This window comes from Nocardioides sp. CFH 31398 (assembly GCF_022436705.1).
Classification (GTDB): Bacteria; Actinomycetota; Actinomycetes; order Propionibacteriales; family Nocardioidaceae; genus Nocardioides.
This window is the reverse complement of record NZ_JAKUHT010000005.1, coordinates 187,199-201,626: the sequence shown is the minus strand read 5'-3', so window position 1 is coordinate 201,626 and position 14,428 is coordinate 187,199. Positions and strand designations below refer to the sequence as shown.

18 protein-coding genes are annotated in these 14,428 nt (G+C 70.6%); 12 read left to right on the top strand and 6 right to left on the bottom strand.

What is annotated here, in order from left to right:
- Window position 1: 1 nt before the first annotated feature.
- Complete coding sequence (cysC, locus tag MJ876_RS05595; protein WP_240235154.1) at window positions 2-1,192, bottom strand: adenylyl-sulfate kinase; 1,191 nt, start codon at window positions 1,190-1,192, stop codon at window positions 2-4.
- The gene (locus MJ876_RS05590; protein WP_240235152.1) at window positions 1,189-1,539 is read right to left on the bottom strand and encodes a hypothetical protein; all 351 of its coding nucleotides are present in this window, start codon (window positions 1,537-1,539) and stop codon (window positions 1,189-1,191) included. Before MJ876_RS05590 ends, cysC begins: the two co-directional genes overlap by 4 nt.
- A gap of 243 nt (window positions 1,540-1,782) precedes the next feature.
- On the opposite strand from MJ876_RS05590, the gene MJ876_RS05585 reads away from it, so the two are divergent.
- The 4 genes from MJ876_RS05585 to MJ876_RS05570 all read left to right on the top strand — a co-directional run bounded on the left by MJ876_RS05585 (window position 1,783) and on the right by MJ876_RS05570 (window position 4,770).
- The gene (locus tag MJ876_RS05585; RefSeq protein WP_240235150.1) at window positions 1,783-2,757 is read left to right on the top strand and encodes an asparaginase; all 975 of its coding nucleotides are present in this window, start codon (window positions 1,783-1,785) and stop codon (window positions 2,755-2,757) included.
- A gap of 132 nt (window positions 2,758-2,889) precedes the next feature.
- Window positions 2,890-3,291: a helix-turn-helix domain-containing protein gene (locus MJ876_RS05580; protein ID WP_240235148.1), complete on the top strand. Its 402-nt coding sequence runs from the start codon at window positions 2,890-2,892 to the stop codon at window positions 3,289-3,291.
- 47 nt (window positions 3,292-3,338) lie between these two features.
- A complete protein-coding gene (locus MJ876_RS05575) occupies window positions 3,339-4,121 on the top strand; it encodes a hypothetical protein (RefSeq protein ID WP_240235146.1) in 783 nt (260 codons plus the stop codon).
- Between the two features lie 361 nt (window positions 4,122-4,482).
- Window positions 4,483-4,770 (top strand): DUF2516 family protein, encoded by a 288-nt coding sequence (locus MJ876_RS05570; RefSeq protein ID WP_240235144.1) that lies wholly within the window; start codon window positions 4,483-4,485, stop codon window positions 4,768-4,770.
- Window positions 4,771-4,776: 6 nt separating this feature from the next.
- Here MJ876_RS05570 and MJ876_RS05565 read toward each other — a convergent pair whose 3' ends face one another.
- Window positions 4,777-6,246: a polysaccharide biosynthesis tyrosine autokinase gene (locus MJ876_RS05565; protein WP_240235143.1), complete on the bottom strand. Its 1,470-nt coding sequence runs from the start codon at window positions 6,244-6,246 to the stop codon at window positions 4,777-4,779.
- Window positions 6,247-6,450: 204 nt separating this feature from the next.
- Here MJ876_RS05565 and MJ876_RS05560 point away from each other — a divergent pair, with 204 nt between their 5' ends.
- The 8 genes from MJ876_RS05560 (at window position 6,451) to galE (ending at window position 12,877) form a co-directional block, all read left to right on the top strand.
- Window positions 6,451-8,313 (top strand): nucleoside-diphosphate sugar epimerase/dehydratase, encoded by a 1,863-nt coding sequence (locus MJ876_RS05560; RefSeq protein WP_308192565.1) that lies wholly within the window; start codon window positions 6,451-6,453, stop codon window positions 8,311-8,313.
- Window positions 8,314-8,345: 32 nt separating this feature from the next.
- Window positions 8,346-8,717 carry a phosphomannose isomerase type II C-terminal cupin domain gene (locus MJ876_RS05555; RefSeq protein ID WP_240235139.1) on the top strand — a complete coding sequence of 124 codons (372 nt, stop codon included), beginning with the start codon at window positions 8,346-8,348 and terminating at the stop codon, window positions 8,715-8,717.
- 58 nt (window positions 8,718-8,775) lie between these two features.
- Complete coding sequence (locus MJ876_RS05550) at window positions 8,776-9,414, top strand: hypothetical protein (protein WP_240235137.1); 639 nt, start codon at window positions 8,776-8,778, stop codon at window positions 9,412-9,414.
- Window positions 9,415-9,558: 144 nt separating this feature from the next.
- Window positions 9,559-9,969, top strand: a complete 411-nt coding sequence (locus MJ876_RS05545) for a phage holin family protein (RefSeq protein WP_240235136.1) — start codon at window positions 9,559-9,561, stop codon at window positions 9,967-9,969.
- On the top strand, window positions 9,966-10,277 hold the full coding sequence (locus MJ876_RS05540) for a DUF3618 domain-containing protein (protein WP_240235135.1): 312 nt from the start codon (window positions 9,966-9,968) through the stop codon (window positions 10,275-10,277). Before MJ876_RS05545 ends, MJ876_RS05540 begins: the two co-directional genes overlap by 4 nt.
- Window positions 10,274-11,371, top strand: coding sequence for a YihY/virulence factor BrkB family protein (locus MJ876_RS05535; protein ID WP_240235134.1), 1,098 nt, complete (start codon window positions 10,274-10,276; stop codon window positions 11,369-11,371). Before MJ876_RS05540 ends, MJ876_RS05535 begins: the two co-directional genes overlap by 4 nt.
- Before the next feature lie 12 nt (window positions 11,372-11,383).
- Window positions 11,384-11,680, top strand: a complete 297-nt coding sequence (locus MJ876_RS05530; protein ID WP_240235132.1) for a DUF4235 domain-containing protein — start codon at window positions 11,384-11,386, stop codon at window positions 11,678-11,680.
- A 192-nt stretch (window positions 11,681-11,872) separates the two neighbouring features.
- A complete protein-coding gene (gene galE, locus MJ876_RS05525) occupies window positions 11,873-12,877 on the top strand; it encodes a UDP-glucose 4-epimerase GalE (protein WP_240235130.1) in 1,005 nt (334 codons plus the stop codon).
- A gap of 18 nt (window positions 12,878-12,895) precedes the next feature.
- On the opposite strand, the gene MJ876_RS05520 is transcribed toward galE, so the two are convergent.
- From MJ876_RS05520 to MJ876_RS05510, 3 genes are read right to left on the bottom strand one after another with little or no spacing between them, the layout of a single operon-like run.
- Window positions 12,896-13,285 carry a response regulator gene (locus tag MJ876_RS05520; RefSeq protein WP_240235129.1) on the bottom strand — a complete coding sequence of 130 codons (390 nt, stop codon included), beginning with the start codon at window positions 13,283-13,285 and terminating at the stop codon, window positions 12,896-12,898.
- Window positions 13,282-13,875, bottom strand: coding sequence for a hypothetical protein (locus MJ876_RS05515; protein WP_240235127.1), 594 nt, complete (start codon window positions 13,873-13,875; stop codon window positions 13,282-13,284). The genes MJ876_RS05520 and MJ876_RS05515 overlap by 4 nt, the downstream gene beginning before the upstream one ends.
- Window positions 13,872-14,402 carry a pyruvoyl-dependent arginine decarboxylase gene (locus MJ876_RS05510; protein WP_240235125.1) on the bottom strand — a complete coding sequence of 177 codons (531 nt, stop codon included), beginning with the start codon at window positions 14,400-14,402 and terminating at the stop codon, window positions 13,872-13,874. The genes MJ876_RS05515 and MJ876_RS05510 overlap by 4 nt, the downstream gene beginning before the upstream one ends.
- Window positions 14,403-14,428 lie beyond the last annotated feature (26 nt).

Genomic DNA, 14,428 nt, shown 5'->3' with positions numbered 1-14,428 from the left:
CTCAGCCCTCCAGGTAGCCGGCGGCGACCAGTGCAGCCCAGACCTCGTCCACGCACTCGCCGATGCTGCGTCCGGTGGTGTCGACCCGGACGGCGGCGTCGTCGGGCTCCTCGTACGGCGAGGAGATGCCCGTGAACTCCGGGATCTCACCTCGGCGGGCCTTCGCGTACAACCCCTTGCGGTCGCGACGCTCGCACTCCTCCAAGGGTGTGGCGACGTGGACCAGCACGAAGGCGCCCCGAGCGTCCTCGACCATCGCGCGCACCTGGGCGCGGGTCTCCGCGAACGGGGCGATGGGACTGCAGACCGCGAGCCCGCCGTGTCGGCTGATCTCGGCCGCCACCCAGCCGATGCGGCGGATGTTCGTCTCGCGGTCGGCGCGGGAGAACGTCAGTCCGGCGCTGAGGTTGCGGCGGACGACGTCGCCGTCGAGGCTGGTGACGGTGCGGTCCGTGGACTCGAGGAGTCGGTCCATCAGGGCTCGGGCGATGGTCGACTTGCCGCTGCCGGACAGGCCGGTGAAGAACAGGACGAGGCCCTGCTTCGCCGCCGGCGGCCGGTCCGCGGTCACGATCTCGGCGATGCGTCCGGAGATCGCCCCCGGAGCGCCGAGCTCCAGCAGGGGGTCGTTGCCCGCGTAGTTCTGCACCACCGTGCGGCGCAGGACCGCGTCACCGTCGGGATCGCCGGCGTGTCCGGCGAGCGGGACCACGACGACCACCGCGTCCGGCAGCCGGTCCGCGGCGGCGAGGGTCGCCCTGACGAGTCCGGGGGTGGACAGGCAGGAGCGGCTCGCGCCCGCGAGAGCGAGCAGGAGCACCGGACCCCCGACCGCGGCCAGCTCATCGATCTGGGCGTCGCCGAGCGGACCCTCGACCGGGACGACGGTGCGCCCCGCGTGGTCGGCCCGGGTCTCGGCGGGCGTGAGGTACAGGCGGCGGAAGGCGCCGTACGCGGGCCGGGACAGCGCGGAGAGGGAGCCGTCGGCAGCGAGGCGCGCCAGGGGCAGTCCCTCGGGGTCGACCAGCTCGAGGGCGCCGGCCTCGGCCCGAGCCGTGGCGACGTCTTCCGGGAGGTCGAGAGCCAGCGGCCCGCCGAAGGTCTCGGCCGGGGCCGCGGCTCCGGAGAGCAGCAGCTCCAGGTCGTCGAGCTCCGTCGGCGAGGGGCAGTGCTGGGGAAGCGGTGCGCTCATCGGGTCTCGACGCTGTAGGTCAGCTCGGAGCCCTCGTCGTCCGGTGCCACGAGCAGGACGACGAAGAGGCCGCCGTCCCCGGTGTAGACGACCGGCTCGTTCTCGGTCGTGGGCACCTCGCCGACGAGCTCGAGGCCGGCGCCGTCGAGCTGCTCCACGGCCGCGGCCTGGGCGTCGAGCGCCGCCTCGCCGGAGGCGACGATCACCGAGTAGCTGGTGCGACCCTTCTCCTCGGAGACGCTGCCGCTGACCACGTTCTCCTCGTCCAGCAGGGGAACCTCGTCGAGGGGGTATCCCGGCGGCACTCCCTGGTACGTCGTCACCGTCTGACCGTCGTCCTCGGTCACGACACCGGGATCCGTGTTCTCACTCGCGGTCGAGGACGGCTGCTCGGCCTCAGGTGCAGATTCGTCCTCGTCGGAGGACGAGCAGGCCCCGAGGCTCAGGGCGAGGGCGAGTGCGGCTGCGAGGCGGGCCGCCGCCCGGGGTCGTCGTGACACGGGGAGCTCCTGTGGACTGGGGCGTGGCGGACGGACCCGGCGGTGCCGGGCGACCGGCGCAGCCTAACCCGCCACTCGTAGGGTCCGAGCATGCCGAGTCATGAGGTCTCTCCAGTGATCGTCGCCGAGATCGTCCGCTCCGGGTTCGTCGAGGGCCATCACCGCGGCTCCGTGGTCGCGCTCGACGCGTCCGGGGCGGTCGACTGGAGCGTCGGTGACGTGTCCTCCCCGGTCCTGCCGCGCTCCTGCAACAAGCCGGTGCAGGCGCTGGGCATGCTGCGGTGCGGCCTCGACCTCCCGCCCGACCTGCTGGCGCTGGCGTCGGCGTCGCACTCCGGGGAGCCGATGCACGTCGACGGCGTACGGCGGATCCTGGCCGGCGCCGGCCTCGACGAGTCGGCCCTGCAGACGCCACCGGACTGGCCCATCGACGACGTCGCCCGCGACGAGGTCATCCGCGCCGGGGGCGCGAAGGCGCCGGTCCTCATGAACTGCTCCGGCAAGCACGCCGCCATGCTCGCCACCTCCGTCCTGAACGGCTGGGACACCGGGACCTACCGCGACGCCGACCACCCGCTGCAGGTCGCCATCGCCGAGATGTTCGCCGACCTGACCGGGGAGCCCGTGAGCACGACCGCGGTCGACGGGTGCGGTGCCCCGCTGTTGTCGACCTCCCTCGTCGGCCTGGCCCGGGCTTTCCGTTCGCTTGCCGTCGCCGAGCCCGGCACGCCGGAGCACCGCGTCGCGGAGGCGATCCGCAGCCACCCGGAGATGGTGTCCGGCTCACGCCGCGACGAGGCCACCCTGCTGCGGGCGGTGCCAGGAGCGATCGGCAAGGCCGGGGCGGAGTCCTGCCACGCCATGGCACTGCCCGACGGGCGGGCGTTCGCCCTCAAGGTGGACGACGGCGCCCCGCGGGCACGCCCCGTGGTGCTGGTTGCGGCCCTGGTGCGCTCCGGCCTCGACGCAGAGGCCGGCGTCGACGGGCCGGCGCTCCGGGCGACAGGGGAGGCGCCCCTCCTGGGCGGTGGCGCGCCAGTGGGCGCCATCCGCGCTGCCTTCTGACAGCACTGCAGGGGATCTGCAAACTCCGCTAGCGCCCTGATCACCCGCTGCGCGGCTATTCCAGGCCGTTCTGTGGGCCACCTCACGCGCTAGCGGCTTGCTTGCGCTAGCAACAGCTAGCATCATGGAGGCATGGCGAAGGGAAAGGTAGGCAAGACCGTCGAGTCCCTCGGCGACTACCTGAGGGACCAGCGGGTCACTGCGCAGCTCTCGCTGCGCCAGCTCGCAGAGCAGGCTGGGGTGTCCAACCCATACCTCAGCCAGATCGAGAGGGGACTGCGCCGTCCTTCGGCGGAGGTTCTCCAGCAGATCGCCAAGGCGCTGCGGATCAGCGCCGAGCAGCTCTACGTCCGGGCGGGGATCGTTGATCCCGCGAACGGCATGGGTGGTTCGGTCGAGCTCTCGATCCTCGGCGACCCGGCGCTGACGGAGCGGCAGAAGCAGTCGCTGCTCGACGTCTACGCGTCGTTCGTGGCCACCAACCTGGCCACCGGCGAGATTGCCGACCCGCACGCGGCTGACGTCGCGTCCTGACCCTTCAGCAACTTCCAGGCCTCAACCCGTCACGAGGAGTGATCAGCATGGCCAAGACCAAGCTCGAGAGCACCAACCAGCTCGTCCTCACCCGTCCGCTGTACGTCGGTGTCGGCGTGACCGACCTCGCCGTCGAGCGGGTCCGCGGGCTCGTGGGCGACGTCCACGCTCGCGCCGAGAAGGCGCAGAAGCGCATCGAGAACCTGGACGCCGCCGAGGTGCGCGAGCAGGCCACCCGGCGCGTCAACGAGCGCGTCGAGGCGTTCGGGAAGGCTGCCGAGGGGGCCCAGGAGGCCGCTGAGCAGCGTGTCGCCGAGGTGCGCGACGAGGTCAAGTCGTTCCCCCGCCGGGTGACCGGTCTCGTCAGCGAGGGTGTCGAGGCGGCCACCGAGACCTACGTGGGTCTGGCCAAGCGGGGCGAGAGCCTGGTGAACCGCATCCGCCGCCAGGAGTCGACCCAGGACACCGTCCGCAACGCCAAGACCACCCAGGCCAAGGCGAAGACCACTCGCACCCAGGCCAAGAAGACCGCCGAGAAGGTCGAGGAGGTCGCCGAGCGCGGCGCCGAGCAGACCCAGAAGACCGCGAAGACCGCGGCCAAGTCGACGCGCACCGCCGCGAAGAAGGGTGCGACCAACACCCGCACGACCGCCAAGAGCGGCGCGACCAAGACGACCAACACGGCGAAGACCGCGGCCAAGAAGACTGCGGACACCGCCAAGAAGTCCCCGGCGCGCAGCAGCGCCAAGGCGACCCAGACCTCGGCCCGCAAGACCGCCGAGAGCGCCGCTGAGGCCGTGACCGAGGCGGCCGCCAAGGTCGGCGACTGACCCCTCAGCCGTCTGCTGAACACAACGACCCGTCACCCTCCCGGTGGCGGGTCGTTGTCTTCACGAAGCCGTCGGAACCGCTGTGCATGGGGAGCGGCGGTTCTGACGGCTCGTTCGTGGCAATTGGCCAGGGTCTCGATCGGCTCGACATCCGGGTGGCCGGGCTGATTGGGACCGTGTCGGTCCGCGAGGGATCTCGACAGGCTTGATCGGCGGTAGTGCCGGCTGGTGCAAGGCGGTGGTCGAGGTGTGACGAGCCGCTGAGAGGAGCCCCGATATTCGGCGACCCGGGAGCAGAGCAGCTCCAGGCTCACGTCGTTCAACCGCCAGGGTGCGGGGTTGGCCCGGATAGGCTCTGCCTGTGAACCTCGAGCTCTTCTACTACGCCCAGGGCGGCGTGATGCTCGCCGTTACCGTCGCCCTCATCACGTTGAAGGCATACGCGTTCATCCTCGCCCTGACGTTCCCGGCCGAGGGGTATATCGCTGCCGACAAGCTCACCAAGCCGGCCTGGCTGGCGATCCTTGGCATCGGCCTAGTCGTCGAGCTGCTTGGTCTGCTGGCGATCCTCAACATTGTCTTCACGATTGCCGCGATCGTGTTTCTCGTTGACGTCCGCCCGGCGATCCGAGGCCTGCGGCGCTCTTGACCGGGCTCACGCCTTGCGGCGAGCTCCTGGGGGGTGCGATCGCGCGGCCTCGGCGCTCACCTTCTTGCGCTCCTTCTTGAGCTCCCGCTTCGACGGGGCCGGGGCGTCCTGCGGGGCGTATCCGTATCCGTATCCGTATCCGTATCCGTATCCGTATCCCCTGCTCGACCTCCTCTGCGGTGTTAGATTGATGACAACGCCCAGAGTGGCGGCTTCGACGGCTTCCAGGCGTTCGATGGCATGAGTGAGCTGGTCGCGTGTTGTCTTGCCGTGCTTCACGACGATCACTACTCCGTCGGCCTGTGCCGCCAGAAGCGCGGCGTCGGTTACCGGGAGCAGGGGTGGCGCGTCGACAATCACGACCTCAAAGCGTTTGTGAAGTTGCGCAAGCAATTCCGCCATCGAGTGCGATTGCAGCAATTCGGACGGGTTCGGCGGAATGGGGCCGCTCGTAAGTACCTGCAGTCCGGTCGCGCCGTACGCCTGAAGGGAGTCCTCCAGGCTTAGTTGCCCCACCAGGACCCGGGTTGTTCCGACGGCATCGTCTAGACCGAGCCGCCCGGCGACCTGGGGCCGACGCAGGTCCGCGTCAACCAGGCATACCTTTTGACCCGCCAGCGCTAAGGTGACCGCGAGATTCGTTGCGACAGTGGACTTGCCCTCACCCGGTAGCGAGCTGGAGACGACGACCGTCTTGGTTTCGCTATCCACTTGCACGTACTGCATGTTGGTTCGAAGGACGCGAAAGGTCTCCGCCCACGGCGTGATGTCCTCCAGCACCGCCTCGGGCTCGCTGTCAGCGGCATCCTTGTCCGACTGGATGTTCCCCAGAATCGGCGCGTCCGTCACGGCGGACACACCCTCCTGCGACGTCACTGTGGTGTCCAAGAGCTCTCGGGCAACTGCTAGTGCTAGACCCAGGAGGAGGCCCACGATCACCGCAATGCCCAGGTTTCTCAGTGGGCGGGGCGAGACCGGGGTGTCGGTCACCTCGGCATCTTCGACCACGAACGCGCGCAGCGCACCTTCTGGGCGCCCTTCGATGGCCTCCAGATCCTCGACCAGATCCGTCAAGGCTTCGGCGTAAGCCTGAGCAATATCGCGAGCCTCGATCGGGTCAGGGTCGCGGGCAGTTATTTCGATGATGACTGTTTCCGGGACAGGCTCAGCTTCGACGGACCCGAGCAGACCCTCGGCTGTTGCTCCGTTGCCCAAGGAGTCCGCGACGCGTTCGGCGAGCTCTCGTCCGGTCACGAGGTCTGCATAGGAGGTCAGGCGTTGGGATGCGAAAAGACTTCCTTGGTAGGCGTCTGCCGTGTCCGAGGGACTGGTTGAGATGAACAGCTGGGAGGACGAAGCAAACTGGGGCGTGGCTTGCCAGGTGAGTACTCCGGCAGTGGTCAGGGCCAGGACAAGGGTCGCGACGATGGCCTTCCACCGGCGGCGGATCGTCTGCCAGTAGTCCCTGAGCTCCACGTCGCCCCATCTCCGCGCTGCCAGTGTGCGCGCACACCGTACCTGTGCGTGCCCCCCACCATGCTGTCGGCGTCATGGCGCCCGGACGTGGTGCCGCGGTCGAGCCTGGATTGATGGGATCTTGAGACAGGGCCCGTAAGGTCCCCGCTCGAAGGGGTGCTCGGACTCGTCACGGGTGCGACGCCCGACATGGGGACAGCCGACATGGGGATGAGGCAGATGCGCAGCCTGCTCGTAGCACGGGAAAAGACGCTGGTCCGGTGGGTCCGGCAGCACCGAACCGCTCTGATGGGGGCATTCGACGTGGCCGCGTGGCTCGCGGGCTTCCTTTTCTTCGCGGCGCTCCGCTTCGCAGAGTCGTCGGAGGTTCCCTGGGCGCAAGTGGCTGTTGTGGGCATTGTCACCGGTCTGCTGCACCTGGCTGTGTGCCGCGGTCTCCGCCTGCACGAGGGCCGTCAGCGGACCGCCAGCCTCGAAGAGGTGGCGACGCTGGGCCTAGTAACCCTTGGTCTCGGGTTCGGGGTCTTCCTGGTGAACTTGCTCCCGATCTGGGTGCCGCGCAGCGCGCCGGCCTTAGCCGCTCTGACCGCGCTGGCGCTCATGGTCGGCGTCCGCGCAGCGTGGCGTCTTGCTCTGCAGGTGCCGGGTCACCGCCGCCCCGACGGGCTGAGCCGGGTCGTGGTGGTCGGCGCGGGCGACGCCGCGAACGACCTCCTGCGCTCGATGCAGCGTGACCCCGACAGCACCTGGATCCCGGTCGCTCTCCTGGACGACGACCCCCGCAAGCGGTACCTCCGCCTCCGGGGAGTGGCGGTCACCGGGCCTCTCGCCGACCTGGCCGACACCATCGAGCGAGCCGACGCCGACGCGGTGGTCGTGGCGATCCCAAGCGCGTCCACCGAGTTGATCACCGACATCCGCCGTGCTGCGGCGTCCGCCGACCGCGTCGTCGACGTCAAGGTGCTGCCCTCGACGGCCCAGCTGCTCACCGACAAGGTCGACATCCGCGACATCCGCGACATCAACCTCACCGACTACCTCGGGCGCAGCCAGCTGGACACCGACATGGACTCGATTGCCGAGTACCTGACCGGCCAGCGGATCCTCGTCACCGGCGCGGGTGGCTCCATCGGGTCCGAGCTGTGCCGCCAGATCAGCCGCTTCGAGCCGGCCGAGCTGATGATGCTCGACCGCGACGAGTCGGCCCTGCACGCCGTGCAGCTCAGCCTGACCGGGCAGGCGCTGCTCGACTCCGAGGACGTCATCCTCTGCGACATCCGAGACACCCTCGCGCTCCACCGTGTGATGCTCGAGCGTCGCCCCGACGTGGTCTTCCACGCCGCCGCGCTGAAGCACCTGCCGATGCTCGAGCAGTACCCGGCCGAGGCCGTCAAGACGAACGTGTGGGGCACCCGCAACGTCCTCGACGCTGCCGAGGCCGCGGGCGTCGAGCGCTTCGTGAACATCTCCACCGACAAGGCCGCCGACCCGTGCAGCGTCCTCGGCTGGTCCAAGCGCCTGTCCGAGCGCCTCACCGCCGAGCGCGCCCGCATCACCGGCAAGGCCTACCTGTCGGTCCGCTTCGGCAACGTGCTCGGCAGCCGCGGCTCCGTGCTCACCGCGTTCGCCAAGCAGATCGCCGCCGGCGGCCCCGTCACCGTGACCGACCCCGACGTGACCCGCTTCTTCATGACGGTGGAGGAGGCTTGCCAGCTCGTCGTCCAGGCCGCTGCCATCGGCCGGCCCGGCGAGGCGCTGGTCCTGGACATGGGCGAGCCCATCCGCATCCAGGACGTCGCGCGGCAGATGATCGCCCACTCCGGCAAGACCACGGTCGAGATCGAGTACACCGGTCTGCGCCCGGGCGAGAAGATGCACGAGGACCTGTTCGGCGAGGACGAGAGCGACAACTCCCGCCCGGAGCACCCGCTTGTCTCCCACGTGCCGGTCCCGCCGATCAGCCAGGCGACCACCGAGGACCTCCCGACCACGGGGTCGCGTGACCACGTGCGCGACGCCATCGCCGCGATGAGCGCCGCGAAGGACCTGTCCTCTCGGGTCGGCTGAGACGCTGGGCGGCCCCGAGTACGCTCGGGGTCATGCCCCTTGAGTCCGCGGAGCGCCCCTGGGGCTCCTGGCACGTGATTGACGACGCCAACGGTTATAAGGTCAAGCGCATCCACGTGCATCCCGGCCAGCGGTTGTCGTACCAGACCCACCGCCACCGCTCCGAGCACTGGGTGGTGATCTTCGGGATCGCCACCTGCGTCGTCGACGGCGAGACCATCGTCGCTGGCCCGGGGGAGTCCGTGGACGTCGACTGCGGCCAGGCGCACCGCATCACGAACGCTCACGATGAGGAGTTGGTCATCATCGAGGTCCAGCACGGTGCGTACACCGGTGAGGACGACATCGAGCGGCTCGAGGACGACTACGGCCGTCACCAAGCGGAGCTCATCTCCCCGGCCTGATCACCACCGGCGTGCACACTAGGGGGAGCGGCCCGTCCGTCGACCCGAGGAGCACGTCATGTCCGCCAAGCTCGTCCTGACCGGCACTGTCGCGGCGCTCGCTATCGGAGTCGTGTCGCTCGTCGGCGTCACCGCGGCGTCCGCCGACGCTCCGACCGCCTCCGGCACCGTGGTCTCCGCGCCGGCCAGCCAGGGGTCCGACGTCGACGACCCGCACGCCGGCCTGCCCCTCGGCGGGAGCTTCGGCGACCTGGGCGAGCTCATGGCCGCCGTCCCGGCCGCACTCCGCTCGGACCTCGAGGACGCCGCGCAGGCGGGCGACCCCGGCGACGTCCTCCGCGCGCTGGCCGAGGTCCACGACCAGGCCGCCGCCGGTGAGTACGGCGCCGACGTCCGGGAGAAGGTCGACGCCCTCGAGGCGCAGCTCCCGACCGAGGCGCAGCTGCAGCAGCTGATGGACACCCACCTCGGGGCGCTGCCGATCGAGATCCCCGCCGCCCTGCGCCAGGCTGTCGTCGAGGCCGCCGGCAACGGCGACGCCGGCCAGCGTCTGACCGCGCTCGCCGACGTCCACGACGGCGCGCTCGACGGCGAGTACGGCGCGCAGGCGCGCACCCTCGTGCAGCAGCTGGGTGCGTTCCTGGAGCAGATGGACACCCGCGGTGGCTTCCCGGGCATGGGGTCGCTCGGGGCCTGAGCGCCCCTGCGAGGGGTCTCGACAGGCTCGACCCGCGGTGCTCACGGCCGCCTGCGACGTCGCCAGGTCGAGGTGGTCCCTGCATCGCCGCAGGTGGGACGGGTAACGGTCGGTACTTGCCCGTCCCCCACCGAGGAGCGATCCTTGTCCGACCCGACCACCCGGTCCGCCGAGGCCGAGCCCACCACCGGTGAGCTGCTGAGCCGGCTGTCCGAGCAGACCTCCGCGCTGATCCGCAGCGAGATGCGGCTCGCGCAGGCGGAGATGACCCAGAAGGCCAAGCGCGCCGGGATCGGCGCCGGGCTGTTCGGCGCCGCCGGCGTCATCGCCTTGTACGGCGTCGGTGCCGCCATCGCCACGATCATCATCGCGCTCGCCCTGGTCCTCGACCTGTGGTTGTCGGCGCTCATCGTCACCGTCGTCCTCTTCGTCGTCGCGGGTGTCGCCGCGCTCGTCGGCAAGGGCCAGGTGCAGCAGGCGACCCCGGTCGCCCCGGAGCACGCCGTCGAGAACGTCAAGCGCGACGTCGAGACCGTCAAGGAGGCGCGCTCGTGAGCACCAGCGACAACACCGGAGGCTCCACGGACCGGGGTCAGCAGGACCAGCAGGACCAGGCCCAGCCGTCCGTCGAGCAGCTCGAGGCCGAGCTGGCCGAGCAGCGGCGCCGGCTCGGCGAGACCGTGGACCAGCTCAGCCAGAAGATGGACGTGAAGTCCCGCGCCCGGGACGCCAAGGACCGGGCGATCGACAGGGCCACCGACGACGCCGGCCGGCCGACCCCCCAGACGTACGCCGCTCTGGGTGTGGTCGCTGCCGCCGTCGTCGGTTTCGTCGTCCTCCGCATCAGGAGGCGTCGAGGGTGAGTGGGCACTCCTCACGCTCGGCCACGGCGGAGAAGGAGCGCACAGCACCTGACCCCGAGGCCGAGACCAAGCCCGACTCGCCGGGGGACCTCACCCGGCCGTCGTGGACGAACGTCGTCCGCCGGGTGGTGCGGGAGTTCTCGAAGGACCAGTGCACCGACCTGGCCGCGGCGCTGACGTACTACGCCGTCCTCGCGCTGTTCCCCGCGATCATCGCGCTGCTCAGCCTCGTCAGCCTGGCCGGCCAGGGTCGGCAGACCGTCGACACCCTCACCCAGATCCTGCGCGACGTCGGCGCCGGCTCCGTCGCGGACACGCTCGAGCCCACGCTGATCGAGCTCAGCACCAGCCAGGGCGGCGGCATCGCCCTCGTCGTGGGCCTGGCGACGGCGCTGTTCTCCGCCTCCGGGTACGTCGGGTCGTTCGGCCGGGCCATGAACCGGGTGTACGAGGTCCGCGAGGGCCGTCCGGTCTGGAAGCTGCGGCCCGCGATGATCCTGGTGACGCTGGTCGGCGTCGTCCTCGCCGCCCTCGTGCTGCTCGCGCTGGTCCTCACCGGCCCCGCCGCCCAGGCGGTCGGTGACGCCGTCGGGCTCGGCTCGACCGCGGTGACCGTGTGGGGCATCGTCAAGTGGCCGGTGCTGCTGGTCGTGGTGATGGCGATCGTGGCGATCCTCTACTGGGCGACGCCGAACGTGAAGCAGCCGAAGTTCCGCTGGATCAGCGTCGGCGCCGCCTTCGCGATCGTCACCTGGGTCGTCGCCTCGGTGCTGTTCGGGTTCTACGTCGCGAACTTCTCCAGCTACAACGCGACGTACGGCGCGCTGGCCGGCGTCATCGTCTTCCTGCTGTGGCTGTGGATCACCAACCTGGCCCTGCTGTTCGGAGCCGAGCTCGACGCCGAGCTCGAGCGCGGCCGCGAGCTGCAGGCCGGCATCGCCGCCGAGCGGTCGGTGCAGCTGCCGCCCCGCGACACCCGCGCGTCGGACAAGGCCGACGCGAAGGAGGAGAAGGACGTCGAGCGTGCCCGCGCCCTGCGGGAGAGCCACGGCTCGACCGACGACAGTGCCGAAGAACGGCCCGAACCCGGATGAAGGAGTCCTGACGTGCCCGTCGAGGAGACCACCAGCAGGTCCGCCAAGATCCTCTACCGCCCGTGGGGGATCCTCAGCAGCGTCGTCGGCGGCATGGTCGCCGGCAAGATCTTCCAGCTCGTCTGGGGTCGGCTGCGCGCCGGCCAGGAGGGCGACCCGCCCAAGCCGCTCGAGTCCGAGTACGACCTGAAGGAGGTCCTGGCGGCGGCCGCCGTCCAGGGCGCGATCTTCTTCGTCGTCCGCGCCGCCATCAACCGCGGCGGCGCCCGCGCCTTCCAGCGCTGGACGGGGGAGTGGCCGGGCGACTGACGGCGCCGGCCGGGCGCCTCGCGGCGCCGGGTGGGCAAATCCCCACGGTAGAACGACGTCCTGTCACTTCACACGGCGAATTCGTCGTGGGAAGCGGCAAGACAGGGACCTACCGTGGGGATTCGACCCCCGGCCACGCCGCGCCCGCAATCAGCTGGGCCGGGCGGCGGGGGCTCTCCTAGGGTGACCCGCATGAAGGTTCTCGTCACCGGCGGCGCCGGCTACATCGGATCGACCACCTGCAAGGCGCTCGAGGAGGCCGGGCACACGCCCGTCGTCCTGGACTCGCTCCTGACCGGGCCGCGGGTGTTCGTGAAGGACCGGATCTTCTACGAGGGCGACATCGCCGACCGCGACCTGTTGCGCCGGATCCACGACGAGCACCCCGACATCCACGCCACGATCCACATGGCGGCGCGGATCGTCGTGCCCGAGTCGGTGCAGATGCCGTACGAGTACTACCGCGACAACGTCGCGAAGAGCCTCGAGATGTTCGACGAGCTCACGGCGCTGGGGATGACGCGGGTGCTGTTCAGCTCGTCGGCGTCGCTGTACGCGCTCAAGGACGAGTTCGAGGTCACCGAGGACGACGGTCTCGCGCCGGGCTCGCCGTACGCGCGGACCAAGCTGATGATGGAGATGGCGCTCCAGGACATGGCGGCCGCCACCGACCTGCGCGCGGTCATCCTGCGCTACTTCAACCCGATCGGCTCCGACCCCGACCTCGAGTCCGGGATCTACGCCAAGGAGCCGTCGCACGTGCTCGGCCAGCTGGTCATGGCCGCCCGCGGGCAGAAGGACGCGTTCACCATCACCGGCACCGAGCACCCCACCCGCGACGGCACCGGCATCCGCGACTACGTCCACGTCTGGGACCTCGCCAAGGCCCACGTCCGCGCGGTCGAGCGGTTCGACGACGTCCTCGCGACCGAGGACGCCACCAGCGTCGTCATCAACGTCGGCACCGGGGACGGCGTGACCGTCCGCGAGCTCGTCGCCTCCTTCGAGCGGGTCTTCGGTTCCGAGGTGCCCGTGCGCGAGGCCCCGCCGCGGCCGGGCGACGCCGTCGGCGCGTTCGCCAACGTCGACGCCTCCCGTCGCCTGCTCGACTGGTCGACGGAGCTGACGCTGGACGACGCCATCGGGTCCGCGCTCGCGTGGGGCGAGCGGCGCCAGGAGGTCCTGGGCTACGAGTGAGCCGCCCTCACCGGGCGCTCACCAGCCGAGGATCTCGCTGACCTGTGCCGCCAGGCTCATCGGGTCGAACGGCTTGGTCAGGGCCCCGGAGATGGGGGCGCCCTCCCACGGCACGGTGCCGCCCGCCGCCGCCTTCGCGGTCAGCAGGATGATCGGGACGTCGGCGGTCTCGGGCTGCGCGCGCAGGGCGTCGGTGGTCGCGAGGCCGTCCATCCCCGGCATCATCAGGTCGAGCAGGACGACGTCCGGCCGCCGCTGCGCCGCGACCGCCACGGCCTCCGTGCCGTCGGAGGCGTTCACGACCTCCCAGCCGGCGGTCGTCTCCAGCGCGATCGTGGTGAGGAAGCGGATGTCGTCGTCGTCGTCCACGACGAGCGCCAGACGTCGTCCTGAGTTGTCGTCGTTCACCGGGTGCTCCTGCTGAAGTCGGCTGCGTAGTAGCGCTGGGTGTCGACCACCTCGGGTGGGGTGCTGCGACCGCTGAGGAGAGCCGCGATGCCGTCCGCGAGGCGGGCGGTGTCGACGTTGAACGAGCACATGTCCCAGGCGATGATCGCGTCGTCGGCAATGGCGCGGTCCGTGACCACCGTGAGCATCGCGTCGAACACGCCACGGCGGTGGTAGGCCGGGTCGGCGAGGGTGTAGCCCAGGTAGTAGAGACGACCCGTCGCGGCCTGCTCGGGCCAGCGCCGGGCGTAGAAGTCGGCGCTGACCCAGGTGACGGTGGACAGGTCCAGGGTGAACGTCGTCAGACCCACGGGCTCACCGTCGTCCCCCAGGGCGACGTACTTGCTGACCGCCTCGTCGGCCATCTCCTCGGCGAACTCCGCCTCGGTCAGCACGTGGCGAGCGGCGGCGAGGGAGCGCAGCGGGTCGAAGGATCTGATGTAGAGCGCGCGCAGAGGTCCCAGCAGATCCTGAGGGAGGACGTCGTGCCGCTCGACACGCCACGCGGGCACGTCGGAGGCGCCGACGTGGTCCGCGGCGGCGTGGGTCACGAATCCCACCGTGCCACGTCGTACGTTGCCACGACGAGAGCGCACACCGGCCGGTCGTCGCAGTGGGCGTCGATCACGCAGGCCTCGGTCTCCGAGTACGTCGTCCCGCGCCGCTCCGCCATGTCGGCGAGGGTCAGGTCGATCAGCTCGCGCACCGACTCCTCCGCCCCGCCGTGGTGCTCGACGAACAGGCCGCCGCGGTCGGGGTCGTTGACCCAGCCCAGGCCGGCCCAGGCCGTCTGACCACGGAGCTCGGCATGGGCGACGGACAGCACGCAGTAGAGGCGGTCGCCGTGGCCGGCGTCGAGGGGCGGCGGGGCGTCGTCCACCTCGACGGCCACGCCCGGCGGGACGACCGAGGACAGCACGAGCAGGTTCACGTTCGACACCCCGGCCTGGTGCAGGGCGTCGTCGAAGGCGGAGAGTGGGGTGCGGCCGGAGCCGCGTGCGGCGCGGACCGAGATTCGGCCGGTGGCGATCCCCGTGGCCGCGCGCGTGTGGGCACCGGAAGGGCGGTCTGGGCTCACGAACGGCGCTCCTTAACCGGCCCCCA